Source organism: Halomonas sp. PAMB 3232 (assembly GCF_031954225.1).
GTDB lineage: Bacteria > Pseudomonadota > Gammaproteobacteria > Pseudomonadales > Halomonadaceae > Vreelandella.
Window position 1 is genome coordinate 3,546,409 of the sequence record NZ_CP134865.1, and the last position, 24,050, is coordinate 3,570,458.

Below are 24,050 nucleotides of genomic sequence, written 5' to 3' on the forward strand. Positions count from 1 at the left end.
AGAGCACGGCGAAACCGTGTTCTCCAGGGGTACTGATGACGGCCCGAACGATGCCGGTTTAAAACGCCTCCCACTCTTCGACGGCCGGCGCCGAGCGTACCGGCCTGGCGCGCTCGACGGGCGCGGCGGGCAGCGCCGGCCTGGCTACCGGCGCCGACGCGCCTTGAGTCGCTCCCCCGGCGACCTTGAAGCGCTCGACCGCGTCACGCAGGCGCGCCGCATCGCCTTCGAGCTCCCTTGCGCGTTCGGCGGCCTGCTGCACGAGCCGTGCGTTTTGCTGCACGACGTCGTCCATTTGAGTCACCGCCTGGTTGACCTGGCCGATCCCATTGCTCTGTTCAGACGAGGCCGATGCGATTTCGTCCATGATGTCGCTCACCCGTTGCACTGCGCTGACCAGCCCCTGCATGGTCTGCCCGGCCTGATTGACCCGCGCTGTGCCGCTGTCCACCTTGGCAAGCGAGGTATCGATCAACGTGCGGATCTCCTGGGCGGCAGAGGCGGAGCGGCTGGCCAGGCTACGCACTTCCTGGGCGACCACGGCGAAACCGCGGCCATGCTCGCCGGCGCGCGCCGCCTCGACGGAGGCGTTGAGCGCCAGAATGTTGGTTTGAAAGGCGATGGTGTCGATGAGCGTGATAATGTCGGCCACTCGATGCGAGCTCGAGCTGATCTCTTCCATGGTCTCGACGATGCGGCTCACCTCCTCGCCGCTTTGACGCGCGGTGAGCGTGGCGTCGCTGGCAAGCTTACTGGCCTGGCGGGCGTTGTCCGCGTTGTGGTTCACCGTCGAGGCGAGCTCCTCCATGCTGGAGGCGGTCTCCTCGAGCGACGAGGCCTGCTGCTCGGTGCGCGCGGACAGGTCACCGTTGCTGCTGGCGATGTCGTGGGCACGCTCGACAATGAGCACCCCGCTTCGGCGCACCACCCCCACGGTCTGCGAAAGCGACCCCTGCATTGCCGCCATGGCGAGATAGAGCCGCCCGATTTCGTTATTGCCGGGCGCGGTGATCGACTGGTTCAAATCGCCCTCGGCCATGCGTTCGAAGTAGCCCACCAAACGGCTTAGCGGGCGCAACACGTTGGCGCTCACGCCCCAGGCCACGACCGCCACGGTCAGCGCCGTGATCACCAAAATGGCGATCAGGGCCCAGCGCGCAAGGTCGGCGAAGGCGTCGAAACGCTGTTGAGCGGCGCTATCGGCCGCGCTGGCCACCAGCACACCGCTTTTATCCAACGCGTAGAGCCCGGTGGCACAGGCGGCAACGGTCAGAGCGGAAAAGGTGACCAGCACCAGCGTCCAGCTCAGCCGAACGGTCATGTTGCTCAACAGGGTATGCATCGACAGTCGCCCCTTTTACGCCCGCAGCACTCGCCGCGTCGGCGCTTTCAATATCCAGGTCGTGACCGAGCGCTCTCGCGCCGGCGGTTATCAGGCGTGACGGGTAGTATCGACCAGTGCCATCTCTTCGCTGGTCAAAAGCTTGTCGATGTCCACCAGCACCAGCATGCGATCCTCGAGGCTGCCAAGCCCGCTCAAGAAATCCGAGGAGAGCGTGACGCCGAACTCCGGTGCCGGCTTGATCTGATCCGGCGTCAGCGTCATCACGTCCGACACGCCGTCCACTACGATGCCCACCACGCGATCGGCCACGTTGACGACGATGACCACCGTCTGGCCGCCGTACTCGACGTTATCGAGATGAAACTTGATGCGCAGATCGACGATCGGCACGATCACACCGCGCAAATTGGTCACGCCCTTGATGAAGTCCGGCGCGTTGGCGATGCGGGTGACGTTTTCGTAACCGCGGATCTCCTGAACCTTCAGGATGTCGATGGCGTACTCTTCCTCGCCTAGCGAGAACACCAGAAATTCGCTGTTGTCCGCTTCGGCGGCGGCCAGCACCGCATCACTATTGGCTTGGGTCATGACAGTTCGATCTCCTTGTCATACGAGAGGTGTTGGGCGTAAGCGGGCTTTCCCGCTTCCTTTTTGGCGCGGCTCAGGCGATGCAGCCCGGTAATGTCCAGAATCAGCGCGACGCTTCCGTCGCCCAGAATCGTGGCAGCGGAAACGCCTGGCACCTTGCGGTAGTTGTCTTCCAGGTTCTTGACCACCACCTGCTGCTGACCGACCAGCTCGTCGACCAGCAGCGCATAGCGCCGGCCTTCGCCCTGTACGATCACGGCGATACTGCGGGTCGGGTCAGTGATGGCGTCCGCCACGTCGAGCGCTTCGTGAATGGCGATCACCGGCAGATACTCGTCGCGCACCTTGAGCACGACATCGTCACCGGCCATGGCGTACATGTCGCCTTTCGCGGGCTGAAGCGACTCGAGCACCGTGGAAAGCGGCAGAATGAAGGTTTCGCTGCCCACCTTGATCGACATACCATCGAGAATCGCCAGCGTCAGCGGCAGCACGATCCGCGTATTGGTGCCCTCACCCAGCTTCGACTGGATCTCGACGCGCCCGCCCATGCCCTGAATGTTACGCTTGACCACGTCCATGCCGACGCCGCGCCCGGAGACATCGGTCACCTCGGCGGCAGTGGAGAAGCCCGGCGCGAAAATGAGCTGATACACCTCTTCATCCGACATGGTGTCGGAGACGTTCAGGCCGTTTTCCCGTGCCTTGGCGAGCAGGCGCTCGCGGTCCATGCCGGCACCGTCGTCCTTCACTTCGATCAAAATGTTGCCGCCCTGGTGACGCGCGGCCAGCGTCAGCTTGCCCTGGCGGGGTTTGCCCAGCGCTTCACGTTTGTCGGGCATCTCGATCCCGTGATCGAGGCTGTTGCGCACCAGGTGGGTCAGCGGGTCGGTGATCCGCTCGACCAGGCTCTTGTCGAGCTCGGTGGATTTGCCTTCGGTGATCAGCTCGATCTCTTTACCCAGCTTGCCGGCGGTGTCGCGCACCACGCGCGGGAAACGGCTAAAGACGAACTCCATGGGAATCATGCGGATCGACATCACCGCTTCCTGCAGGTCGCGGGCGTTGCGCTGCAGAAGACTCATGCCGTTTTGCAGCGAGCCGCTTGACGCCGACTGGTCGCTTAAATCGCTCACCGTTTGATCGAGCATGGACTGGGTGATGATCAGCTCGCCCACCAGGTTGATGATCTGGTCGACCTTGTCTACCGACACGCGAATCGAGCTCGACTCCGACGCGCCTTTCTTGCCGCCTTTCTCACCGGCTTTCTCACCGCCTTTTTCGCCGGCGCTTTTCGGCGTATTCGGCTTACTGGCGGCGGGAGCTGGCGCAGCTGCGGGCTTTTCAGTCGGCGCCGACGGCCTGGGTGCCGGGGGCGTCGCCGGGGTGGCGGCGCTGTCCGGGGAGGCAGCACTGGAGGGAGCGGCGCTGATGCTGATCTGCTCGGGCTCGATGATGAAGCACATCACCGCCTCGATGTCGTCGGCGCTGACGCTTGCCGTCATCACGACCTCGAAGCGCTGCTCATCGCCAGACTGGCTTTTGATCTCACCGAGCTGCTCGAGCTCTTCGACCAGCAGCGTGCGATCCTTCTCCTTGACGTTCAAAAGCGTGACGAGAAGCTGGCCGCTTACGGCCGGCTCGCTCGGCGCCTGCATGGGTTCAGTCGCGGGTTCGGGGGCGACGACCGGCGTAACCGCTAGCGGCTCACCCATCTCCTCAAGCGCGATTTGCTGCAGCGTTTGGCAAATACGCTCGAAAGCCTGCTGGTCGGGTTCTGACTCGCTGCGGTAGGCGTTGAGCTGTTCGTGCATGATGTCCTTGGCCTCTAAAAACGTATCCACGAGGTCGGCTCGCAGCGAAAGCTCGCCCTTGCGTGCAGAATCCAGCAGGTTTTCCAGCATGTGCGTGGTTTTCTGCAGCACGCTAAAGCCGAACGTACCCGCCCCGCCCTTGATCGAGTGGGCGGCGCGAAAGATGGCGTTTAGCTGCTCGCTATCCGGATCATCGACATCCAGCTCCAGCAGGTGCTGTTCCATGTCCGCCAGGAGCTCTTCCGCCTCCTCGAAAAAGGTGTCAAAAAAATCCGCTATATCCATGCACTGCTCCACATTAGCGTCATAGTTGTTATGACAAGCCTTGCTTACTGGGCTGTATCGGCCTGCGGCAGATTTTCTAAAGTCTCTTCGAGGCTATTTTCGTTCGACACGGGCTCGCCCTGACTCAAAATGCTCGGATTGCGGATCGCCTCGGCGATTTCGGGCAGCAGCACGACCAGTTCGATCCGGCGGTTACGCGGGTCGACGGAGTCGGTATCCGGCAGCAGCACGCGGTCGGCAAAGCCGGAGACGCGCAGAAGCTGGTCCGGGTCGAGTCCTCCCGCGACGAGCTCGCGACGCGAGGCGTTGGCACGGTCGTTGGAGAGCTCCCAGTTGCTGTAGCCACGATAGCCGCCGGCGTAGGGCACGCTGTCGGTATGGCCACTGATGCTGAGCTCGTTGGGCAATTCGTTCAAAAGCGGCGCCATGGTACGTAGAAGGCTTCGCATGTAGGAGGCGACCTGGTCGCTGCCGAGTTCGAACATCGGCCGCTGGTCGGTATCCAGAAGCTGAATACGCAGCCCCTCGCGGGTCAGGTCGAAGCGCATCTGGGAGCGCAGCTGACGAAGCTCCGGGTCCTGCTCGATGGCGCGCTCGATACGCGCCTGCAGGTCCTCGAAAAAGCGTCGCTCCTGCATGCTGGGGCGGGTGTGCTGGAGCGTATCGATACGCGCGCGTTCGCCGTCCGTGTGGGTCGGGTCAGGGCCGCCGCCGGGAATGACGTTGGTGCTGCCGGAGCGATCGCCCCCGGTGATCGCGGTGGCCAGCGGCGCGCTAAAGTAGTCGGCTACCCCTTGGCGCTGCTCTTCACTGGCCACGCTCAAAATCCAGAGCACCAAAAAAAGCGCCATCAGCGCGGTCATGAAGTCTGCCAAAGCGATTTTCCACGCACCGCCGTGGTGGGCGTGAACCACTTTTTTGCGCCGGATGACGATCGGGCGCTTGTCGGCCCCTTTACTCATGCAGCGCCACCCTTCTTGGCATCGCGGACGTACTCTTCAAGCTCGCTAAAGCTCGGGCGTTCGGCGGTGTGCAGCGCCTTGCGGCCAAACTCCACGGCCAACTGCGGCGCGTAGCCATGCAGGCTGGCCAACAGCGTTACGCGAATACACTGAAGCATCTTCTCGGCCTCGCGGGCCTGACGGTCGGCGTAGCTGGCGATCGGGCTAATGAAGCCGTAGCCCATCAAAATGCCCAGAAAGGTACCGACCAGCGCGTGGGCGATCATTTCACCCATCTCGTCGGGGCTCGCATCGGCGTAGGTCAGCGCTTTGACCACGCCCATGACCGCGGCCACGATACCGAAGGCCGGCATGGCGTCGCCCACCTTGCTGATCGCATCGATCGGCACGTGCATTTCCTGCTCGAACACTTCGATTTCGTGCAGCATCAGCTCATCGATTTCCATGGGCTCCATGCCACCGCTGACCATCAGGCGCAGATAGTCGGTCAGAAAGTTCATGATATGCGGGTCGGCCAGCACCGTCGGGTGTTCCTGAAACAGCGCACTCTCTGCGGGCGTGTCGATATCGCGCTCGATGCCGAGCATCCCTTCGCGACGAATCTTCGACAGAATCTTGAACTGCAGCGCCATGAGCTCCATGTAGAGCGCCTTGTCATACTTTTTGGCCCGCTTGAGCCGGGGCAGTATCTTGAACGTCGCCTTGATCGCTTTGCCGTTATTGGCCGCAATGAACGCGCCCACGCCAGCCCCCCCGATGATCAATAGCTCGAGAGGCTGATAGATCGGCCCAAGGCTTCCCCCCGCTAACATATACCCGCCGAATACCGACAGCAGTACCACCAGATAACCTAAGGCAATCAGCACGCGCACATTCCTTGCGATAACAGTGAGTAACTCGAGAAGCCAGCGTCGTCATCGATGATGAACGTAAGCGCTTCCCGCCTAAGCAACGCTTAGGGCTATCATACCCAGGCAATGGCGATTCTTAATGATAAAGTACCGCCGCCTTTTACCTTTATCCCAGGATTAAAACCGAATGGGCCGCGATAGCGGAAAACGTAAAAGGCGTGGTGGGCCGCTCAGGAGAGCGATTTTCGCGTCTTTCCGGCGCGTGAGGGCGGCTGGCAAATACCGCATACGTAGTCGCGAGTAGGGCTGTGAGCGTGGGCGACGAAATGGCCTTCGCAGCGAGTGCAGGGGGTAAGCTGTAAAAGATCGCTCTCGAAAAAACGTACCAACGTCCAAGCGCGGGTCAATCCCAACACCGGATCGACGTTTTCGATCTTGATCTGCTCTTCATAGATGCGGTATGCCTTAACGAAGGCATCGATGCGCTCGCAGTCAGTATTTTTTCTCAGGCTTTTATAGATGTTGTAGAAAAGCGACGAATGGACGTTGGGAAGCCAGGTGACGAACCAGTCCGTTGAAAAGGGCAGCATGCCCTTGGGCGGTGAAACACCCCGCACTTCCTTGTACAGTTTGATCAGTCGCGTGCGGCTTAGTTCGGTTTCCGTTTCCAGCACCTGCAGGCGGGCCCCGAGCTCGATGAGCTCGATCGCCAGCTGCACCTGGTGCATTTCATCGACCAGGCTTTTTTGGCTCACTCTTTTTCCCCCTCGGGTAGCGAATCGAACGGCTCGCTGGCCATCAGTAGCGACGCATGAAGCCCTGAAAGCCCTTGATCTCTGGGGTTTTCCATTACCTGACGCAGCTGGCCCGCGCTTATCTGGCTGAACCGGCACACCAATTGATTGGTACGCGCGAGTCTGGAGAGTTGCCGCGCGTTCATGGAGACGAGCAGATCGGCAAGCTCGTTATCTACCTTCAAACGCAGCATCGCCGCCTCACGATCTTCGCTCAAAAGCCTCTGGGCCAACAACAGATACGCGAGGTTAATTTCTTGTATTTCATCAAAGAAGCTTGTTTGACTCATAATGTTCCATCGAACGTCCAGGCGATAAAGAATTGTAATACTGACGTGAAAACATTGCGGATGTTTGACCATTATCATGGTTGCACACAACGTCGGTATTGGCTACTTGCGCCTTTCTATATGAGTCGGCTCATTCTCCGAGAGCTCGAATACCCATACCAGCAGTTCGGCGACCACTTGATACAGGCTAGCAGGAATTTCGCTGTCCAGGTTAAGTTGCATTAAAAGCGCGACGAGTTCGGGGGCGTCATGAACATAAATGCCCTGGCGCTCGGCCTCGGCCATGATCCGCTCGGCAAGCTCACCGTAGCCCTTGGCAACGACGCGCGGCGCCTGTTCGCCCTCCTGATAAGCCAGCGCAACCGCCTGACGGCGGCGCTCGTTCGAACCGTCCATCAGGCGTCGCCCGCCATTGCTTTAAGCGTTACGCGCACATGTTGGAAATCGAGCGCGCCAAGACGGGTACGGAGGTCCTCCACGGCAGGCGTCAGACGCTGATGAGTCTCCGCATTCTGGGCGGTCACATCGACCCCCAGCGTGGATTGAACGAGGGTGATGGCGACGTCGAAGGCGCCGACCGCGGGGACATCGAGGTGCATTTGCGAATGCCACCGCTGATCGGCTTCCCCCACTTCGCCGCCGGACTCCCCGAATTGGCCGCTACCGGGCAGCTTGATGACCAGCGCCATGAAGATGCCCGCCCAGACGTCCCCCTCCCAACGCAGAGCCGGCGTCGCCAGCATCTCCAGCTGCTGGCGTACCAGTGGCTGAAGACTTTCGTGAACGATCTCACGCTTGAACGTGGCGGCCGTATCGATATCGCGCAGCGCCTCGATGTCCTGCGGGGAGACGCCGTTTCCCCGTGCGCCCCCGGTGAGCGGGGCCGGCGTCGACGAGAGCGCGGTGGTCGGCCGCTCATAAACGCCGGGCTCACTGGTTGTCGCCGGGGCGCCGGACTGGACGGCGCCGGGCAGCGGCGCCATCGCCCCTGGCGTCAACGCCCCCTGTCGAGCCGGTGTTGCCAGCGGCGGCGCGGGGAGGAGTGACAGGCCGCTGGCCGCAGTGGGCGCCTGTACGAACAAAAGCGGTGTGTTGGGTAAAATGGCGCTGGAAGCAGAAGGCTGTGCGCCAGGGCCAGTAAAGGCCCCCATTGCTGGTGCCTGGCCGGCCGCCTGGGGCCTTGCAAGCTGCATCTGCGGCTCACGCATCAGCTGCAAACGGGGCACGTCGCCTTGAAACCAGCGCTTGAGATGCGCCTCGTAAAAAAGGCCGCTGTCGCGGATGCTGGCACTCAAGCGATTGGAGAGCGTATCGGCGCTAACCGGCTCACCGGGCTGCATCAAAGGGGCGGCTGGCCGCAGCGCGGCGGGCGAGGCGGGAAAACGCAGCAGCACGTCGGCGATACTGCGCGCGGCGGGGCTAAAATGCGTTTGTGTAGAGCCTGGCGGCGCGTCGCCGCGGGCATCAATCGCGCCGCGACCGCGCTGGTCGAGCGACGGCGGCAAGCGGCGCAGCTCGTCGATGAGCGGCTGCGCGGGAGGACGGCCATCCAGGCCTGCATCGCGCGAAAGCGCGCGGGGCCCATCGCCGTAAGTGACCGGCTGGACGGGCGCATTGATCGAACGCTGCAGCGATGACTCGCCCTGACGCCCCAACACCTGGTGCATCAGTGTGTCGATCAACGGCGTGATGCCGCTCACGGCGAGGGCTCATCCTGATAAGAGCCGCCTTGCTGAGGAGCGTAGGCGCGGTGCAGATCACGCTGTTTTTGCGACACGCCAATCAGCTTCCCGAGCTCGTCGCGCCGGGTGACCAGCCGCCGACGAATCTCGACATCGTGCTCGAGTATGCGCTCGAGAAGCTCGGCCTTGCGCGCCTTGCCGGTGTCGTCGAGCGTAATGCGTTCATCGAGCTCGCGCAGCTTGTCGACGAGCATGACGTAATGGGTACGCTCCTCGATAAGTTCCGCCCACTGCTCGCTGCTCGCCAGCACCTGCATTTGCGCGGCGCGGGTCAAAAGCTCGGTGTAGGTGTCGAGCAGAACTTGCTGGCTATCGTCGGATGCCGAATCGAAAGCAGACATGGGCGCCTCACGCACTTTGTTGTTGGCCGATTTCACGCCAGGCCGAGGCCACATCCTCTAGTAGGCGCTCCGCCTGGTTCAGGCTTTCTTCATCATTGCGCAAATTAGCGGTCAAAAGCAGCCGCGCAATGTAGTCGTAAAGCGACCCCAGTCGCTCGGCGATTTCGCCGCCCTTCTCCTGATCGAGCGCGGCGGCCAGGCCGTTATTGACGATATCCAGCGCTTTTGAAATCGCGCGGCCTTTTTCGTTCACGTTACCCGCCTGCATGTGGATGCGCGCGGCGCGAATCGAGGCCTGAGCGCCGTCGAACAGCATAACGATAAGCTGGTGGGGGTCGGCCGACATGACGCCACTCTCCACGCCGACGCGGGCGTAGGCATTCGCTCCCCGGCCGTAAGCGCTGGCGCTGCGAGAATATGTCATAAGTATGCTCCTGTATTGAAAAAATGCCCGCCGCCCGCGATCCGTTCGATGCTCTTGTAAAGGCTATCGGGCCTATCCTTGTCTATCGGCGCCGCCAACGGCGACTTTAATCGTTAGCGTCCTTTTTAAACGCGAATGCGGCGCGTCAGGTAGACACCGCCAGCTCGCGTTTCGGCACGCCAAGGCGCTCGGTGACATCGCCGGAAACGCTGTACTTGAGCGTTCCTCTCAGCGGCGCGACGGCCTGCTCGGTCAGTACGACCTCGGCCGGCGCCCCCTCGCCGTCAAGACGAACGATCCAGCCAAGCTGTTCGCTCGAAAAACGCACCAGCGCGCCCACCGGCAGTGCCTTGAAATGGTCGATGTAGCGCTTGACCCAGCGCGCATCGAACTGCTCCGGGTGACTCAGCAGGTAGCGATAGATCTCCTGAGTTGTTTTGGCGGGCCGGTCGGGGCGGTCACGGCGCATCGCCTCCACCACGTCGATAATCGCACAGGCGCGCGCAAGCTCACCCAGCTCTGTGCCACCCAGCCGATCGGGGTAGCCACTGCCGTCCATACGCTCGTTGATACCCTTGATGACGGAGTGCGCCACGCTTTGGGAGAGCCACTGACAACTTTTGAGCCGCTCGAGCAAAAGCCCCGGGTGCTCACTCAGCGCCTCGAGGTGCGACGCCTCGAAGTGGGGCGCCGTATAGACCACCTGGGAGATCAGCGCCTTGCCAAGATCGTGCACCAGCGAGCTCGCCACCAATGCCTTGCGCACATCCGCCGGCAAATCGCCTCCGATCCAGTCGAGCAGGTGAATCGCCACCGCGATGCCGTGACGCACGAGTACCGGCTCGAGCGACAGGCAGCGAGAGGCGAACAAAAGCGCCTGTCGATCCTCTTCATGCAGACTTATGATGCGATCGGCGTTGAGCGATAGCTGACGCGAGTCGATATCACTGCCCTGAGTCAGCAGCAGAAGCTGGGCGTCCAGGTATGCCGCCACCTTGACCAGCCGCCGGGCAGCGGGCGTGGCGTAGTGCTTGAGATCACGCCGGCCGACCTGGTCCTGCTCGCTCTTGTCCATTCCCTCTGCGGTGAACAGCGGCGACGACTGGCGCGTGGCAACCTCGGATTCCTTGTCGTAGCGCGTCGCTTCGCGCTCGATTTCGCACACGAAATACCATATCTTGCGTGACTGATCGACGGTATGATCGACCAGCTCGAAGCCCACGCGCAGCAGGTGGTGCTCGGCATCGGTTTGCTGGTGACGCGCTTCGGCGTCGACCGCGAAGTGCGTGCCGTCAGGAAAGGTGAACTCCAAACGCAGCGGCGAGCTGGACTGGGTTAAAAGGCCACTGGCGCTAAGCGGAAGCTCGACCTGGCAGCCGCTTTGTGACAAATCGCGAAGCTCACCTGAAACGTTATCGCCGCGCTCATCGATCACCCGTACCGCCACCGACATCCCCATACGCAGCTGCGCGCGAAACGATTCACGCCGCTGGAGCACCCAAAGCGCATCGGGATAGCTGCTGGTACAAAGAAAGCGCCCGCCGGAGTGGCGGGTCTCGATAAGCTTTAAGGGCGTGGTGCGAATGACCTTTCCCTGGGACTGCCCGCGCAGAAAAAAGGAGTCACCGTCCTGCAGTTGATGTAGCAGATGGCTCACTGCCGACAGGTCCATGACCAGCGCCTCGCCGGGATACTGCTCCATCAACACGATTGGCTCGGGGTCTGCCTCCGGCGTCGACAGACAGATCGACACACCTCCCGTTTCGATCATCGTATCCAGCAAAGCGCCCATCGCCGACTGATCGTCGACGCTTTCAAACCCGTCCTGCTCAACTTCCATTACCCACCTCGTCACGGTCGGCGCTAGCGGTTGGCGCCGGTCTCATTGCGGCTAGCATATCAAAGCTAATCAAGCGCTATTGCCTTATATGGCGCAGCGCTCATGGCTATTTTGGGCATTCAAGCAACGGCTAAGGTTAATCGTCTGAGGGCGCTAAAGTGATGCAATACATGGCCGATAGCTACTATCGAGGCCCGTGCGTATATGCCTGGGCTTCGGCTAGACGAAAGCGGACTTTTTAGCGCTTGGCAGCCCAACAAAAGGATCTACGTATGGACTCTTTACCACTGGATAGTTCCCTGATTGCCTCCAATAACGCCGCGACACCTTACACCCCACTCCCGCCACGTCAGCAGATCGTGGAAGGGCTCTCAAGAGCATCCGCCGTCAGCTCGCCGCCTTCCCGCGAAGAAATCGAGGAGCCGATGGCGCGGATCAACGAAATGCTGCGCCAACGCGGGCTGGAATTCGAGCTTAGCGAAGAGCCAACGCGGCTGATTACGAGAGTGATCGATCGAGAAACAGGGGATGTGATTCGCCAGATTCCCAACGAGGAAGTGCTGGCCGTATTTAGGCACATCGAGGAGATGCAGGGCGGGTTGATTTCGCTTGAGGCGTAAATCCAGGCTCAGAGAAAGAACAGCCGAACGGGCGATAAAACCAGCAACTGGCGCTTGATCAAGCCATTTGCATCGGCCTGCGCGGCTGTATTTAAAGCTGTAGTGAAAACAGGGCCAAATAAGGTGGCTACCCTGGCTGCACTATACCTGCATGTTCATGACATCGCGGTAGGCGCTGACCATGCGATTGCGCACCTGCATCCCCATTTGAAAGGCCACACTCGCCTTTTGCATATCGACCATGACGTCGTTAAGCTCGAGATTCGGTTCGCCGGCCTGAAATGCCATCGCCTTTGAGTTGGCGCTTTGCTGTAACTCATTGATACGCCGAATCGACGCCTGCAGCTCGCTACCGAAACCGCTTTGGCCGACGCCGTTGGCTCCCAGAGCAGCTGAATCGTTTTTCAAGGGCGCTGCGGCTTGCGAGGCCAGCCCTTGCATCTGCTGTAGCGCCGACTGAATGGCAGGTGAGCTCATACGCATACCTCATTGAGAAGTCGGTTAAAGTAATACCGACACCCTACCACCGGCAGTAAATCCCTCATACGAACAAATAAGTAATAAAAGCTGAGCTTTTCCTTCGTTCATGCTCGACCCGCCTAAGCATAATGGCGCACATCAAAGTTCCGCATCATTTCATCGATTTGGACGTCTGTTCACGACTCACCGCGATTGACGGATATTGCCCATGCCTTCATTGATGATGCGCCCTGGCCGTGACCTGTTTTGCTCAGCCCCCTGGAGGCTTTCATGAGCGAAACCGGCGCTACGGCAGGCCGTCAAACCAGCTCTTCCCCCAACGCCGCTCGCGGTACGGCGGCAGAGAGTGCTAAAGACAACACCACGCTTTCGCGACTCAAGCAGCAAATGCGCGCAAGCCCCCTGGTGGTACTTCTCGTGGCCGGGGCGGCATCGATCGCCCTGGTCGCTGCGCTGTTCATGTGGGCGGGCAGCCCGGAATATCGGGTGCTTTACAGCAATCTCGACGAAGCCGACGGCGGACGCGTCATTGCCGAACTCGATAGCCGCGCGGTTCCTTACCGCTTCAGCGATAGCGGCCAGGCCCTGTTGGTACCCGCCGACCAGGTGCACATGCTGCGCCTTCAGCTGGCCGAACAGGGGCTTCCCCGCGGCGGCAACCTGGGCCTTGAGCTCATGGACAACCAGGCATTCGGCATCAGCCAGTTTGCCGAGCAGGTCAACTTTCAGCGGGGCCTGGAAGGCGAACTCGCTCGCTCCATCGAATCCCTGGGCCCGGTCGAGCGCGTGCGCGTGCACCTTTCCATGGCCAAACCTTCGGTGTTCATTCGCGATCGCGAGCCCGCCAAGGCATCGGTCGTGTTGACGCTGATGCCCGGCCGCGTGCTTGGCGAAGGCCAGGTCAGCGCCATCGTGCACATGGTCTCGAGCAGCGTACCCGAGCTCGCCGCCCAGGACGTGACCGTGGTCGACCAAAGCGGACGCCTGCTGTCCGCCCAGGTATCCCAGGGCAACGATCTGGACGGTTCCCAGCTTGAGTACATCGCCGAGGTCGAGCGCTCCTATCAACAGCGCATCGAAAATATCCTGACGCCCATTCTGGGCAGCGACAACGTGCGCGCCCAGGTCGCTGCACAGATCGACTTTTCACGCCGCGAGCAAACCTCGGAGCGCTACGGACCGAACCAGCCACCCAACGAAGCCGCCGTCAGAAGCCGCCAGCTTAGCCTCTCCTTCGATGGCGAAAACCCGCTTGCCAACGGTATTCCCGGTGCGCTGAGCAACACCCCGCCGGGCGTGGCGGCCTCACTGATCAACCAGCCTGACGAAGGCGAAGAGGATGGCGGTGATGGCGAAGGCACCGAAGAAGAGCCGCCGCTCTCCAACCTGCGCCAGGACGATGTCGTCAACTACGAAGTGGATCGCAGCATCGAGCACGTTCAGCAGCGTCTGGGCCAGGTGCAGCGTCTTTCCGCCGCGGTGGTGGTCGATTTTAAAAGCGTCGTGAACGGTGATGGCGAGACCGAGCAGGTCGCCCTGTCGCCGGACGAGGTCGCTCAGCTCGAGCGGCTGATCCAGCAGGCGATGGGCTTCTCAGAGGCGCGCGGCGACCAGATCGAAGTGGTCAATACGCCGTTTGTGCGCGCCGCCGGCGACATCGAAGAGGATATCGCCTGGTGGCAGCGTCCCGAGACGCTGGCGCTGGCATCGACGCTGGGCCGCTACCTGATGGTGTTCATCGTCGCACTACTGCTCTATCTGCTGATTCTGCGTCCGCTGATCAAGCGCTACACCCAGGTGCCCGCCGCCGCGACTGGCGCGCAAAACGGTACCTTCCGCGCAAGCGTTGGAGACGACGACGAGAACGAAAGCGATGAAAACAGTGAAGCCTCGGGGGATAGCGACACCTATGGCGAGCGGCCCAAGCGCCAGCGCAAGACCTCGCTTTACGAGAACAATCTCAAGGATCTGCAGGACATGGCCAAGGACGACCCCCGTATGGTCGCCATGATTATTCGCAGCTGGATGAATGCCAATGAGTAGCGCCATCGCACAGATGAGCGGCGCCCGTAAAAGCGCCATCCTTCTCTTGACGCTGGACGAGGACAGCGCCGCCGAGGTGTTCAAATACCTGAACGCCGCGGAGGTACAGGCGATCAGTCTCGAGATGGCCAAGCTCGATCAAATATCGCACGAGGACATGAAGGCGGTGCTCGATGCCTTCCACCGCGAAACCGACGAGTTCGTGGCGCTCAATTTGAACTCCAGCGACCACATCCGCTCGGTATTGACCAAGGCGCTAGGCAGCGAACGGGCGTCGAGTTTGATCGAGGACATCCTCGAGAGCACCGGTAACAACTCCGGTATCGACTCGCTGAACCTGATGGAGGCCTCGATGGTCTCCGAGCTGATCCGCGACGAGCACCCGCAGATCATCGCCACCATCCTGATCCATCTGGAGCGCCACCAGGCCGCCAACATTCTCGAGTTGTTCGAAGAAAAGCTGCGCAACGACGTAGTGCTGCGTATCGCCACCTTCAGCGGCGTGCAGCCCGCCGCCCTTCAGGAGCTGACCGAAGTACTGACCAGCATGCTGGACGGCCAGAACCTCAAGCGCAGCAAGATGGGCGGCGTGAGAACTGCCGCCGAGATCCTCAACCTGATGAACTCCTCTCAGGAAGAGGGCGCCATCGATACCGTACGCGCCCACAACGAGGACCTGGCCCAGAAGATCATCGACGAAATGTTCCTGTTCGAGAACCTGCTCGACCTGGACAGCCGCGCGATCCAGATGGTCCTTCAGGAAGTCGAAACCAACTCGCTGGTCATCGCCCTCAAGGGCGCACCGGAGGCGCTGGTGGACAAGTTTTTGCGCAACATGTCTCAACGCGCTGCGGACCTGGTGCGCGAAGACATGGAGGCTCGTGGCCCGATCCGGGTCTCGCAGGTCGAAACCGAGCAGAAAGCCATTTTGCAGGTGGTGCGCCGCCTGGCCGACTCCGGCGAGATAGTCCTGGCCGGCGGAGACGACGAGTATGTCTAATTCGTCCACCAGCGAGTTCGATCGTCACGGCCAGTGGCAGCGCTGGCAGATGGATGAATTAAAGCACGACGCCTTTGGTGCCGATAATGAGAGCGGCGCGCCCAGCCCGCACCAGCGCCGGGTCGCCGCCGCACAAAAGGCCGCCGAGCAGGCGCGTCTGCGCGAGCAGCAAGAGCGCGACGAGCTCTTTGCGCGTGTGCGCCAGGACGCCGAGCAGCAGGGCTTTGACGCGGGACTGGCCAAGGGCCACGCGGAAGGTTTCGAGCAGGGCATGAAAGAGGCCCGCGAGCAGGCGCAAAAGACACTGGACGAACAGATACATCAGGTCGTGGCGCCGATGGAGGCGCTGGCCAAACAGTTCGACAGCGCCCTTTCGCGTCTCGACGACACCATCGCCGACGACCTGGTCGAACTCGCCATGCTGGTCGGGCGCCAGCTCGCACTCGACACGCTCAATGATCGGCCCGAGCAGGTGCTCAAGCTGGTACGCGAGCTTTTGCATACCGAGCCGCCGCTCAACGGCCAGCAGCGGCTGTGGCTCAACCCGGAGGATCACGTATTGGTTGAAGAGCACCTGGGTAGTGAGCTGAGCGCGGCCAACTGGAAACTGCAGCCCGACGATCAGCTCGCCCGCGGCGGCTGCCGGGTAACCAGCGCCCAGGGCGAGCTCGACGCCACCTTCGAGAGTCGCTGGCAGGCCGTGGCCGCGCAGATGCGCAAGCGCCACAAGCCCGACACCCCGAGTCAGGATAACGCATGAACAGCGCCTCGATGAGTCATACCCAGCGCTGGCGCAAGGCGCTCACCCGCACCGGCCAACGGGTGGGTCAGCTGCCCAACTACCGCCGCAGCGGCCGAGTCGTGCGCGCCACCGGTATGGTCATCGAGGTCGTGGGATTGCAGGTCGCCGTGGGCAGCGCCTGTCGAATCGAATTGCCGGGCGCCGACGGCCGCTTGGGCGAAAGCGCGCTTCACGCTGAGGCCGAAGTCGTCGGCTTTTCCGGCGACAAGCTCTTTTTGATGCCGTTGGAGCAGATCTCGGGGCTGATGCCCGGCGCGCGAGTATCGCCACTGTCCGACGGTGTCGGCCACAGTGCCCGGCGCTTTCCCATCGGCGAGGAGCTTCTAGGGCGTGTGCTCGACGGCAACGGCAACCCGCTGGATGATCGCGAAGGCACCGAGGAGGTGCCCCGGGCGACGCTTCATACTGCGCCGCTCAACCCGCTGTCACGGGCACCGATCGACACACCGATCGACGTCGGCATTCGTGCGATCAACGCGCTGTTGAGCGTTGGCAAGGGGCAGCGCATGGGGCTGTTCGCCGGCTCTGGCGTGGGCAAGTCGGTGCTACTGGGCATGATGGCCCGCTACACCCAGGCCGACGTCATCGTGGTGGGCCTGATCGGCGAGCGCGGCCGTGAGGTACAGGATTTCATCGACAACATTCTGGGTCCGGAAGGTCGGCGCCGCTCGGTGGTCGTTGCAGCACCCGCGGACACCTCGCCGCTGCAGCGCTTGCAGGGGGCGGCTTACGCCACCCGTCTGGCCGAAGGCTTTCGCGACAGCGGGCGCAACGTGCTGCTGATCATGGATTCGCTGACGCGTTACGCCATGGCCCAGCGCGAGATTGCGCTGGCCATCGGCGAGCCGCCGGCGACCAAGGGCTATCCGCCGTCGGTGTTTGCCAAGCTCCCCGGGCTTGTCGAGCGCGCCGGTAACGCCGAGCGTGGCGGCGGCTCGATCACGGCGTTCTACACGGTGCTGACCGAAGGCGACGATCAGCAGGACCCGATCGCCGACTCCGCCCGGGCGATTCTGGATGGCCATATCGTGCTGTCGAGAAGCCTGGCCGAAGCGGGCCACTACCCGGCGATCGATATCGAAGCATCGATCAGCCGGGCAATGAACGCGGTGGCGACCGACGAGCAGATCAGCCGCGCACGCACGTTCAAGCAACTGTTTTCACGCTATCAGCGCAACCGCGATTTGATCAGCGTGGGGGCCTACAGCCCCGGGCACGACCCTCGACTGGACGAGGCGGTGAATCTTTTTCCAGAACTGGAGCGTTTTTTGCAGCAGCGTATCGACGAACGCGCCACGCTTGAAGAGTCACGCCAAGCGCTGGCGCAGGTAGTAGGAGGCTAACATGCAGCATTCCCAGCTCGATATTCTCACGGATCTGGCGCGGGACGCCCGCGACCAGGCCGGTAAACTTCTGGCCGAAGAGCGCCAAAGCCAGCATCAGACCCAGGCCCAGCTCGACTCGCTCAGCCGCTACCGCGCCGAGTATGCCGAGCGATTGCAAAGTGCCATGCGCGACGGCATCGACCCGGCCACCATGTTCAACTACCAGCAGTTTCTGGCCTCGTTGGACGCCGCGCTCAGTCGCGCCCGGCAGGCGCTGACCGCACAGCAAAAACGCGTCCAGCAGAGTCAGCAGCACTGGCAGCAGGAGCAGCGCAAGCTCTCCTCATTTGATACCCTGGCCTCCAGGCGCTCGCTCGAAGAGCACCGCCGCCAGGAGCGCGCCGATCAAAAAGCCAACGATGAGTTCGTAACGTCCCAGACCGCACGACGCTCGCCGGACGGCGCTCAATAGACGTGCGCAGTGATCGTTCGCAGTAACCGTTCGAAGTAACTGTTTGCAGTAACTATTTGCAGTAACTATTTGCAGTAATACAGAGGAGTTAACCGTCATGACCATGTCGTTACTGCTTCAAACCACTCAGGGCCTGCGCGGCGCACTGTCTGCGCTGCCGGGCGCTCAAACGTCTCAAGGCCTCCCGGGCGCGTCGGAGGGCTTTCAGTCGGCACTGCGCCAGGCCTTCGATACCCGCACGGGTAGCGCCGCGGAACCTCTCGAGACGCCGACGAACGACGCGCTCGAGGCCTTTCGCGATGCGCTGGCCGCGCTCGGCGCCGATGTCGAAGCGCTCGACGACGCCGAGCTCGGCGCACTTTTCAGCGCCACCGAACAGGCGCTCTCCAGCGAGGCGCTTTCGCAGGGTGCTCGCATCGACATTTTTGCTCAGGTGCTCAGCGCCGCTGATGTGACCGCGCCGATACAGGGTAGCGACGCGGCACCGGTACAGAGCGCCGATATCGCGCCGGTTGAAAACCTCGACACGCTGAAGGCCGCCTTGAACGAAGCGTCCGCCGTTTTTGCGGCCCCGGCGAATACCGCACTACCGCTCGACGCGACGCAAAACGCCCAGCGTCAAGCATCTGCCGATGCGCTGGACGAGGTTCAGGCGCGCCTGGCGCTGGTGGCCGCGTTTACCGATACGCCCAAAACGGCCTTCCCGGCGGCCGGCCTGACCGAGACAGCGACCACCAGCGCGGCGCCGGCACTGAGCGACGCCGCTGCACGCGTGCTGAGCGCGGTCAACGCCCTGCAGTCGGGTACTGACGCCAACACCAAATCCTGGACGGGGTCCACCGTCGATGCGCGCCCCGCCTGGAGCGGCCAGCCGCTGGCGTCGCTTTATAGCGCGGCAACCCCGCTGGACACGACCGCACTCGATGCCGACGCGGCACCGACAGCGGCATCGCTGCCCACTAGCGCCAGCGCTAGTGCGATGCAGGGCGCGCTTGCGTCAGCCGGCCCGACCGGCGGCGAACCGACGCTGACCGGCGCACCGCCCGCCCCGACGACCACCCCAAGCCCCGTGGCCGGCGCTATCGCCACGCCGGTGACCAGCCCCGCCTTTGCCGAAAAGCTTGGCCAGCAGCTCATTCAGTTGACCCAACGTGGCGGCGAGCAGCAGGTGAAGCTCGAACTGCATCCGGCGGAGCTTGGCCCACTGACGATTACGCTGAAGATGGGCGAGCAGCACACCCAGGCACAGTTCTTCTCCGCCCACGCTCAGGTGCGCCAGATCATCGAGCAGGCGATTCCCCAGCTGCGCGAGGCACTTGCCGAACAGGGTATCGCGCTGGGTAATACCTCGGTGGGCGAGCACGGCCAGTCAAAAGAGCAAGCCTTTGCCCAGGCGAACGGCACCGGTGCTCAAGCCGGCGGCGGTACGGCCGATGACGTGGGCGAGGGCCTCGAGAGCGGCGTGAGCGCGCCGGTGCGCCTCACGCTCGATGGACGGGTCGATCTTTACGCCTAGCGTTATAGGCCCAACCGTTTCAACCCAACGACTTAAAAAGCTAAGCCAAAAGATAGGCTCACCAGATGAGCCTGTTCATTTATTAAGCGGCCTGCTCATTAGGCATAATGCATGGCATTCGTCATGCGTAAGGACCATGGGAACAGCAAATGGCAGAAGCAAGCGGTAGATCGAAAAAACTGCTTTATATCATGATCGTACTGGTCGCTTTGTCGGCGCTGGGTGCTGCAGCCGCGGTCTACATGGTGCTGGGCCACTCAAACGACGGTGAATCGGCTGAGGTGGAAACCGTCGCCGAGCCCGAGCCGCCGGTCTTTACGCGCATCGAGCCGTTCACCGTGAACCTGGCCGATGACCGCTATGGCTCGCGCCTTTTGTACACCGGTATTACGCTGCGCGTCGGCGGCGAGCAGAGCAAGGCGATCATCGAAGAGCACATGCCCCAGATTCGCAGCCGCCTTTTGATTCTGCTCTCCGGCAAGCAGGCCAGCGAGCTGACCTCGACCGAAGGAAAGGAAGCGCTCGCCCAGGCCATCATCACCCGGCTCAGCGTTCCACTCACTGAGAATCAGCCGCCGCTGGATCTTCAGGAAGTGCTGTTCACCGATTTCATCGTGCAATAACCTCGGGCGCGGGAGCCGTTCATGTCACAGGACGATCTACTGTCCCAGGAAGAAATCGATGCCTTGTTGAAAGGGGTCAGCGGAGACGATGAGCCCTCGAATGCCTCGTCGTCTGCCGCGACGGGCAATGAGCGTATTCGCCCGTACGACCCGGCGACTCAGCATCGGGTGATTCGCGAGCGCCTGCACGCGCTGGACTTTATCAATGAGCGTTTCGCCCGCTATTTTAGAAACGGGCTGTTCAACCTGATTCGCCGCAGCGCCGATATCACGGTGGAGTCGGTGCGCTACCAAAGCTTTAGCGAGTTTTCGCGCAACGTGCCGGTGCCCACCAACCTGAACATCGTCTCGATGAAGCCGCTGCGCGGCTCGGCGCTGGTGGTCTTTCCGCCCAACCTGGTGTTCATGGTGGTGGACAACCTGTTTGGCGGCGACGGGCGCTTCGTGACCAAATCCGATGGCCGCGAGTTCACCAACACCGAGCAGCGAATCATTCAGCGCCTGCTCAATTTGGCGATCGACGCCTACCAGGAAGCCTGGAAGGTGGTCTATCCGCTGGAGGTCAACTTTCTGCGCTCGGAAGTGCAGGCCAAGTTCGCCAACATCACCAACTCGCCCAACGAGATCGTGGTGAACACCAAGTTCAATATCGAGGTGGGCAACCTCTCCAGCAGTTTTCAGATCTGCATGCCCTACGCCATGATCGAGCCGCTACGGGATCTGCTCGCCAACCCGATCAACGACAGCAATCATGACCAGGACGGTACCTGGTCTCGGCGTATGGCCACCGAGCTTCGCCAGTCGGAAGTGGAGCTGATTGCCGAGTTTGCCCGAATTCCCAGCCGCATCGCGCAGGTCATGGGACTGAAAAAAGGCGACGTGCTGCCCATGGAGATCCCTTCCATCGTCACCGCCAGCGTCGACGGCGTGCCGGTCATGGAGTGCGAGTACGGCAGTCAGCAGCAGCATCGTGCGCTGCGTGTGCTCCACGTGATCGACCACGGCGCCATGAACAGCGCATCGTCCCCGGACTTCGTCAAGAGCCCGCCGCGACGCCAAGCCAAGGAACCCACGCATGACTGATCCTAAAAAGCCCGATCAATCCGTATCCGACGACGACTGGGCAAGCGCCATGTCGGAGCAGGACGCCGAAAGCGATACTGCCGGCGACGACGACCCCTGGGCGGCGGCCATGGCCGAACAGGAAGCCGCCGAGGCCGACGCCGACGAGCCGCCGACGCCTGCGCCGCCGCCCGCCAAAGCGGCGAGTGAGGATATTTTCCGCCCGCTCAGCAGTGAAAGCGGTGGCAACGTTTCGCGCGATCTGGAAATGATCATGGACATTCCGGTCAAGCTCACCGTCGAGCTCGGCCGCGCCAAGCTGACCATCAAGCAGCTTCTGGAGCTTGCTCAAGGGTCGGTCATCGAGCTCGAAGGGCTTGCCGGAGAGCCGATGGATATTCTGATCAACGGCTATCTGATCGCTCAAGGTGAGGTCGTCGTGGTGGAAGATAAGTACGGTATCCGTATTACCGAAATCATCACGCCCTCCGAGCGCATCCATAAGCTCAACCGATGAGCGTCGCCGCCTCCACTCACCAGGCCGGCTCGATCGACGCGCTGGGCTCGGATGCCTTGATGGGCATGGCCACCCTGGGCAAGACCGCTGCGGCGCTGGCGCTGGTCATCGCCATCATTTTGCTCTGCACGGCGCTTTTAAAGCGCGTTCAGCAAAAACGCTTCGATAGCGGCGCGCGCCTCAAGGTGGTTGGCTCCACCGCGGTGGGCGCGCGCGAGCGTATCGTGGTGGTGGAGCTCGAAGATACCTGGCTGGTGGTGGGCGTGGGCGGCGGGCGAATCACCAAGCTGCACGAGCGAGCAGCCCCCATCGACCGCCCGACTCCCGAGGTAAGCGTTTCCACTGGCTTCTCGAAACGCCTGGCGAAGGCGCTGTCGAAACGCTCGCCCCCTACTTCCGAGCCTCCTTCATCGTCATGAGAGATGCCATGCCCTGCTATCGGCTCCCCTTTCGCGAGCGGCTGCCTTCGACACTTGTTCTACTGACGCTGCTGGCGCTGGCGCTTATCGCTCTCGGTGCGCCGGCCCAAGCGCAGCAGCTGCCACCCGGGCTTGTGTCGCAGCCGATGGAAGGCGGCGGCCAGCAGTGGTCGCTGTCGCTGCAAACGCTGTTACTGTTGAGCTCGCTGGCGTTTTTACCCGCGATGCTTTTGATGATGACCAGCTTTACGCGCATCATCATCGTGCTCAGCCTGTTGAGAACGGCCATGGGCACCCAAGCCACGCCGCCCAATCAGGTACTGCTGGGCATCGCGCTGTTCTTGACGTTCTTCATCATGTCACCGGTGATCTCCCAGGTCTACGAGACCGCCTGGCAGCCGCTATCAAACGAGACGATCAACTTCGAGGAGTTTCTGGTACGCGCCCAGATCCCGTTTCGTGAGTTCATGCTGGCGCAAACCCGCGAGCCGGACCTGGCCATGTTCGCACGCCTGGCGGATGTCGGCCCCATGCAGGGCCCCGAGGATCTGCCGATGCGCGTGCTGCTGCCGTCGTTTGTCACCAGCGAGCTCAAGACCGCGTTTCAGATCGGTTTTACCATCTTCATTCCGTTTTTGATCATCGACCTAGTGGTCGCCAGCACGCTAATGGCACTGGGGATGATGATGGTGCCGCCGGTGACTATTTCTCTGCCCTTCAAGCTGATGCTGTTCGTGCTGGTCGACGGCTGGCAGCTTTTGATCGGCTCACTGGCCGAAAGCTTCTACATGCTATAGGCCGTCTGAGTAACCCTCGGCGACAGGAGCGATCATGACCCCCGAGACCGTAATGAGCATTGCCTACCAGGGCATGCGGCTGACCCTGTTCATGGGCGCGCCGGTACTGCTGGCCGCGCTATTCACCGGCCTGATCATCAGCCTGTTTCAGGCGGCGACCCAGATCAACGAGATGACGCTGACCTTCATTCCCAAGATTCTGGCGGTCTTCGCCGTGCTGGTGCTCGCCGGCCCCTGGCTGATCGGCCTGATTACCGACTTCACCCACCGACTATTCGTCAATATTCCGCAAATGGTGATGTAGCGTGGTCGAGGTCACCTTCGACCAGCTTCAAACCTGGCTGGTGGCGTTTTTCTGGCCCTTCGTGCGCATCACTGCTTTCATGGCGGTGGCACCTCTCTGGGGCCACTCGAGCATTCCCAATCAGGCCAAGGTGGGGCTAGCGGTTCTCATCGTGGTCGCCATCGCGCCGATTTTACCCGTCATGCCGACGGTGCCCATGCTCTCCTGGGCGAGCCTTGGCATCATGGTCGAGCAGCTTCTGATCGGGCTGGCCATCGGGCTGGTCATGCATATCGTCTTTGCCGTGGTGCAGGCGGCGGGCGAGTTCATCGGCCTGCAGATGGGGCTTGCCTTCGCCAGCTTTTTTGATCCCTCCAGCGGCACCAATATCATGGTGCTCTCGCGCATTCTCTACATGATTACGCTGCTGATGTTTCTGGCGCTCAACGGCCATTTGATGGTGATGGAAACCCTGGTAATGAGCTTTCAGACCCTGCCGGTCGGGTTTGCCGGCATCAACCCCAACGCCTTCGAGCTGCTGGCCCGCTACGCTGGCACCATCTTCGCCTCCGGGCTGTTGCTGGCCCTGCCGCTGGTCGCCTCGCTGCTCATCATTAGCCTGTCGCTGGGCATTCTGAATCGCTCCGCACCCCAGCTCACCGTGTTCAACATCGGCTTTCCTGCCTCGCTGACCGTGGGGCTGGTGCTGTTGATGGTGCTGGTCACCGATATCGGGCGCTTCCTGCAGCCGCTTTTCAGCCAGGGGCTGGCCTTTATGCAGAGCCTGATCGAAACGATGGCGGATAACTGAGTTC

The 24,050-nt window shown here is 61.8% G+C and carries 27 protein-coding genes; 14 read left to right on the forward strand and 13 right to left on the reverse strand.

Annotation, left to right across the window (positions count from 1 at the left end; all coding sequences use genetic code 11):
- Nucleotides 1-58 precede the first annotated feature (58 nt).
- The 12 genes from RN346_RS16315 to RN346_RS16370 form a co-directional block, all read right to left on the reverse strand.
- Nucleotides 59-1,342, reverse strand: a complete 1,284-nt coding sequence (locus RN346_RS16315) for a methyl-accepting chemotaxis protein (RefSeq protein ID WP_263585791.1) — start codon at nucleotides 1,340-1,342, stop codon at nucleotides 59-61.
- Between the two features lie 90 nt (nucleotides 1,343-1,432).
- On the reverse strand, nucleotides 1,433-1,933 hold the full coding sequence (cheW, locus tag RN346_RS16320; RefSeq protein ID WP_263585790.1) for a chemotaxis protein CheW: 501 nt from the start codon (nucleotides 1,931-1,933) through the stop codon (nucleotides 1,433-1,435).
- The gene (cheA, locus tag RN346_RS16325) at nucleotides 1,930-4,032 is read right to left on the reverse strand and encodes a chemotaxis protein CheA (protein ID WP_311961715.1); all 2,103 of its coding nucleotides are present in this window, start codon (nucleotides 4,030-4,032) and stop codon (nucleotides 1,930-1,932) included. Before cheA ends, cheW begins: the two co-directional genes overlap by 4 nt.
- A gap of 44 nt (nucleotides 4,033-4,076) precedes the next feature.
- The gene (gene motB / locus RN346_RS16330) at nucleotides 4,077-4,994 is read right to left on the reverse strand and encodes a flagellar motor protein MotB (protein WP_263585788.1); all 918 of its coding nucleotides are present in this window, start codon (nucleotides 4,992-4,994) and stop codon (nucleotides 4,077-4,079) included.
- Entirely contained in the window at nucleotides 4,991-5,860 is an 870-nt protein-coding gene (gene motA / locus RN346_RS16335; RefSeq protein ID WP_263585787.1) for a flagellar motor stator protein MotA, read from the reverse strand. The genes motB and motA overlap by 4 nt, the downstream gene beginning before the upstream one ends.
- Before the next feature lie 215 nt (nucleotides 5,861-6,075).
- Nucleotides 6,076-6,600 (reverse strand): flagellar transcriptional regulator FlhC, encoded by a 525-nt coding sequence (gene flhC, locus RN346_RS16340; RefSeq protein WP_263585786.1) that lies wholly within the window; start codon nucleotides 6,598-6,600, stop codon nucleotides 6,076-6,078.
- Nucleotides 6,597-6,929 carry a flagellar transcriptional regulator FlhD gene (gene flhD / locus RN346_RS16345; protein ID WP_263587271.1) on the reverse strand — a complete coding sequence of 111 codons (333 nt, stop codon included), beginning with the start codon at nucleotides 6,927-6,929 and terminating at the stop codon, nucleotides 6,597-6,599. Before flhD ends, flhC begins: the two co-directional genes overlap by 4 nt.
- A gap of 102 nt (nucleotides 6,930-7,031) precedes the next feature.
- Nucleotides 7,032-7,325, reverse strand: a complete 294-nt coding sequence (locus RN346_RS16350) for an EscU/YscU/HrcU family type III secretion system export apparatus switch protein (protein WP_263585785.1) — start codon at nucleotides 7,323-7,325, stop codon at nucleotides 7,032-7,034.
- The gene (locus RN346_RS16355; protein ID WP_311961716.1) at nucleotides 7,325-8,629 is read right to left on the reverse strand and encodes a flagellar hook-length control protein FliK; all 1,305 of its coding nucleotides are present in this window, start codon (nucleotides 8,627-8,629) and stop codon (nucleotides 7,325-7,327) included. The genes RN346_RS16350 and RN346_RS16355 overlap by 1 nt, the downstream gene beginning before the upstream one ends.
- Nucleotides 8,626-9,012: a flagellar protein FliT gene (gene fliT / locus RN346_RS16360; protein WP_311961717.1), complete on the reverse strand. Its 387-nt coding sequence runs from the start codon at nucleotides 9,010-9,012 to the stop codon at nucleotides 8,626-8,628. The genes RN346_RS16355 and fliT overlap by 4 nt, the downstream gene beginning before the upstream one ends.
- Nucleotides 9,013-9,019: 7 nt before the next feature.
- Nucleotides 9,020-9,436 (reverse strand): flagellar export chaperone FliS, encoded by a 417-nt coding sequence (gene fliS, locus RN346_RS16365; RefSeq protein ID WP_263585782.1) that lies wholly within the window; start codon nucleotides 9,434-9,436, stop codon nucleotides 9,020-9,022.
- Between the two features lie 145 nt (nucleotides 9,437-9,581).
- A complete protein-coding gene (locus RN346_RS16370) occupies nucleotides 9,582-11,276 on the reverse strand; it encodes a PilZ domain-containing protein (protein WP_311958944.1) in 1,695 nt (564 codons plus the stop codon).
- Nucleotides 11,277-11,548: 272 nt separating this feature from the next.
- Here RN346_RS16370 and RN346_RS16375 point away from each other — a divergent pair, with 272 nt between their 5' ends.
- Complete coding sequence (locus RN346_RS16375) at nucleotides 11,549-11,896, forward strand: flagellar protein FlaG (RefSeq protein ID WP_311958945.1); 348 nt, start codon at nucleotides 11,549-11,551, stop codon at nucleotides 11,894-11,896.
- A gap of 141 nt (nucleotides 11,897-12,037) precedes the next feature.
- Here the strand turns inward: RN346_RS16375 and fliE are convergent, their stop codons facing one another.
- Nucleotides 12,038-12,373 carry a flagellar hook-basal body complex protein FliE gene (fliE, locus tag RN346_RS16380; RefSeq protein WP_263585779.1) on the reverse strand — a complete coding sequence of 112 codons (336 nt, stop codon included), beginning with the start codon at nucleotides 12,371-12,373 and terminating at the stop codon, nucleotides 12,038-12,040.
- A gap of 273 nt (nucleotides 12,374-12,646) precedes the next feature.
- Between fliE and fliF the strand changes: the two genes are divergently transcribed.
- From fliF to fliR, 13 genes are all read left to right on the forward strand, one after another.
- Nucleotides 12,647-14,419 (forward strand): flagellar basal-body MS-ring/collar protein FliF, encoded by a 1,773-nt coding sequence (fliF, locus tag RN346_RS16385; protein WP_311961718.1) that lies wholly within the window; start codon nucleotides 12,647-12,649, stop codon nucleotides 14,417-14,419.
- Nucleotides 14,412-15,419, forward strand: a complete 1,008-nt coding sequence (gene fliG, locus RN346_RS16390) for a flagellar motor switch protein FliG (RefSeq protein ID WP_311961719.1) — start codon at nucleotides 14,412-14,414, stop codon at nucleotides 15,417-15,419. Before fliF ends, fliG begins: the two co-directional genes overlap by 8 nt.
- Nucleotides 15,412-16,179 (forward strand): flagellar assembly protein FliH, encoded by a 768-nt coding sequence (locus tag RN346_RS16395; protein ID WP_311961720.1) that lies wholly within the window; start codon nucleotides 15,412-15,414, stop codon nucleotides 16,177-16,179. Before fliG ends, RN346_RS16395 begins: the two co-directional genes overlap by 8 nt.
- Nucleotides 16,176-17,564, forward strand: coding sequence for a flagellar protein export ATPase FliI (gene fliI, locus RN346_RS16400; RefSeq protein ID WP_311958947.1), 1,389 nt, complete (start codon nucleotides 16,176-16,178; stop codon nucleotides 17,562-17,564). Before RN346_RS16395 ends, fliI begins: the two co-directional genes overlap by 4 nt.
- A gap of 1 nt (nucleotide 17,565) precedes the next feature.
- Nucleotides 17,566-18,018, forward strand: a complete 453-nt coding sequence (gene fliJ, locus RN346_RS16405) for a flagellar export protein FliJ (protein WP_263585775.1) — start codon at nucleotides 17,566-17,568, stop codon at nucleotides 18,016-18,018.
- A gap of 97 nt (nucleotides 18,019-18,115) precedes the next feature.
- Nucleotides 18,116-19,534 (forward strand): flagellar hook-length control protein FliK, encoded by a 1,419-nt coding sequence (locus RN346_RS16410; protein WP_311961721.1) that lies wholly within the window; start codon nucleotides 18,116-18,118, stop codon nucleotides 19,532-19,534.
- Between the two features lie 149 nt (nucleotides 19,535-19,683).
- Nucleotides 19,684-20,157 carry a flagellar basal body-associated protein FliL gene (fliL, locus tag RN346_RS16415; RefSeq protein WP_263585773.1) on the forward strand — a complete coding sequence of 158 codons (474 nt, stop codon included), beginning with the start codon at nucleotides 19,684-19,686 and terminating at the stop codon, nucleotides 20,155-20,157.
- Between the two features lie 21 nt (nucleotides 20,158-20,178).
- On the forward strand, nucleotides 20,179-21,240 hold the full coding sequence (gene fliM, locus RN346_RS16420) for a flagellar motor switch protein FliM (RefSeq protein ID WP_263585772.1): 1,062 nt from the start codon (nucleotides 20,179-20,181) through the stop codon (nucleotides 21,238-21,240).
- The gene (fliN, locus tag RN346_RS16425) at nucleotides 21,233-21,736 is read left to right on the forward strand and encodes a flagellar motor switch protein FliN (RefSeq protein WP_311961722.1); all 504 of its coding nucleotides are present in this window, start codon (nucleotides 21,233-21,235) and stop codon (nucleotides 21,734-21,736) included. Before fliM ends, fliN begins: the two co-directional genes overlap by 8 nt.
- On the forward strand, nucleotides 21,733-22,155 hold the full coding sequence (fliO, locus tag RN346_RS16430; protein ID WP_311958949.1) for a flagellar biosynthetic protein FliO: 423 nt from the start codon (nucleotides 21,733-21,735) through the stop codon (nucleotides 22,153-22,155). The genes fliN and fliO overlap by 4 nt, the downstream gene beginning before the upstream one ends.
- Before the next feature lie 8 nt (nucleotides 22,156-22,163).
- The gene (fliP, locus tag RN346_RS16435) at nucleotides 22,164-22,952 is read left to right on the forward strand and encodes a flagellar type III secretion system pore protein FliP (protein WP_311961723.1); all 789 of its coding nucleotides are present in this window, start codon (nucleotides 22,164-22,166) and stop codon (nucleotides 22,950-22,952) included.
- 34 nt (nucleotides 22,953-22,986) lie between these two features.
- Nucleotides 22,987-23,256: a flagellar biosynthesis protein FliQ gene (gene fliQ / locus RN346_RS16440; RefSeq protein ID WP_263585768.1), complete on the forward strand. Its 270-nt coding sequence runs from the start codon at nucleotides 22,987-22,989 to the stop codon at nucleotides 23,254-23,256.
- Between the two features lies 1 nt (nucleotide 23,257).
- A complete protein-coding gene (gene fliR / locus RN346_RS16445; protein ID WP_311961724.1) occupies nucleotides 23,258-24,046 on the forward strand; it encodes a flagellar biosynthetic protein FliR in 789 nt (262 codons plus the stop codon).
- The last annotated feature ends 4 nt before the right edge of the window (nucleotides 24,047-24,050 follow it).

Excerpts from the sequence above, each read along its gene's own strand:
- RN346_RS16315 (WP_263585791.1), bottom strand. The coding sequence starts at position 1,342 with ATGCATACCCTGTTGAGCAACATGACCGTTCGGCTGAGCTGGACGCTG.
- cheW (WP_263585790.1), bottom strand. The coding sequence starts at position 1,933 with ATGACCCAAGCCAATAGTGATGCGGTGCTGGCCGCCGCCGAAGCGGAC.
- cheA (WP_311961715.1), bottom strand. The coding sequence starts at position 4,032 with ATGGATATAGCGGATTTTTTTGACACCTTTTTCGAGGAGGCGGAAGAG.
- motB (WP_263585788.1), bottom strand. The coding sequence starts at position 4,994 with ATGAGTAAAGGGGCCGACAAGCGCCCGATCGTCATCCGGCGCAAAAAA.
- flhD (WP_263587271.1), bottom strand. The coding sequence starts at position 6,929 with ATGAGTCAAACAAGCTTCTTTGATGAAATACAAGAAATTAACCTCGCG.
- RN346_RS16350 (WP_263585785.1), bottom strand. The coding sequence starts at position 7,325 with ATGGACGGTTCGAACGAGCGCCGCCGTCAGGCGGTTGCGCTGGCTTAT.
- fliT (WP_311961717.1), bottom strand. The coding sequence starts at position 9,012 with ATGTCTGCTTTCGATTCGGCATCCGACGATAGCCAGCAAGTTCTGCTC.
- fliS (WP_263585782.1), bottom strand. The coding sequence starts at position 9,436 with ATGACATATTCTCGCAGCGCCAGCGCTTACGGCCGGGGAGCGAATGCC.
- RN346_RS16370 (WP_311958944.1), bottom strand. The coding sequence starts at position 11,276 with ATGGAAGTTGAGCAGGACGGGTTTGAAAGCGTCGACGATCAGTCGGCG.
- RN346_RS16375 (WP_311958945.1), top strand. The coding sequence starts at position 11,549 with ATGGACTCTTTACCACTGGATAGTTCCCTGATTGCCTCCAATAACGCC.
- fliE (WP_263585779.1), bottom strand. The coding sequence starts at position 12,373 with ATGAGCTCACCTGCCATTCAGTCGGCGCTACAGCAGATGCAAGGGCTG.
- fliF (WP_311961718.1), top strand. The coding sequence starts at position 12,647 with ATGAGCGAAACCGGCGCTACGGCAGGCCGTCAAACCAGCTCTTCCCCC.
- fliG (WP_311961719.1), top strand. The coding sequence starts at position 14,412 with ATGAGTAGCGCCATCGCACAGATGAGCGGCGCCCGTAAAAGCGCCATC.
- RN346_RS16395 (WP_311961720.1), top strand. The coding sequence starts at position 15,412 with ATGTCTAATTCGTCCACCAGCGAGTTCGATCGTCACGGCCAGTGGCAG.
- fliI (WP_311958947.1), top strand. The coding sequence starts at position 16,176 with ATGAACAGCGCCTCGATGAGTCATACCCAGCGCTGGCGCAAGGCGCTC.
- fliJ (WP_263585775.1), top strand. The coding sequence starts at position 17,566 with ATGCAGCATTCCCAGCTCGATATTCTCACGGATCTGGCGCGGGACGCC.
- RN346_RS16410 (WP_311961721.1), top strand. The coding sequence starts at position 18,116 with ATGACCATGTCGTTACTGCTTCAAACCACTCAGGGCCTGCGCGGCGCA.
- fliL (WP_263585773.1), top strand. The coding sequence starts at position 19,684 with ATGGCAGAAGCAAGCGGTAGATCGAAAAAACTGCTTTATATCATGATC.
- fliM (WP_263585772.1), top strand. The coding sequence starts at position 20,179 with ATGTCACAGGACGATCTACTGTCCCAGGAAGAAATCGATGCCTTGTTG.
- fliN (WP_311961722.1), top strand. The coding sequence starts at position 21,233 with ATGACTGATCCTAAAAAGCCCGATCAATCCGTATCCGACGACGACTGG.
- fliO (WP_311958949.1), top strand. The coding sequence starts at position 21,733 with ATGAGCGTCGCCGCCTCCACTCACCAGGCCGGCTCGATCGACGCGCTG.
- fliP (WP_311961723.1), top strand. The coding sequence starts at position 22,164 with ATGCCCTGCTATCGGCTCCCCTTTCGCGAGCGGCTGCCTTCGACACTT.
- fliQ (WP_263585768.1), top strand. The coding sequence starts at position 22,987 with ATGACCCCCGAGACCGTAATGAGCATTGCCTACCAGGGCATGCGGCTG.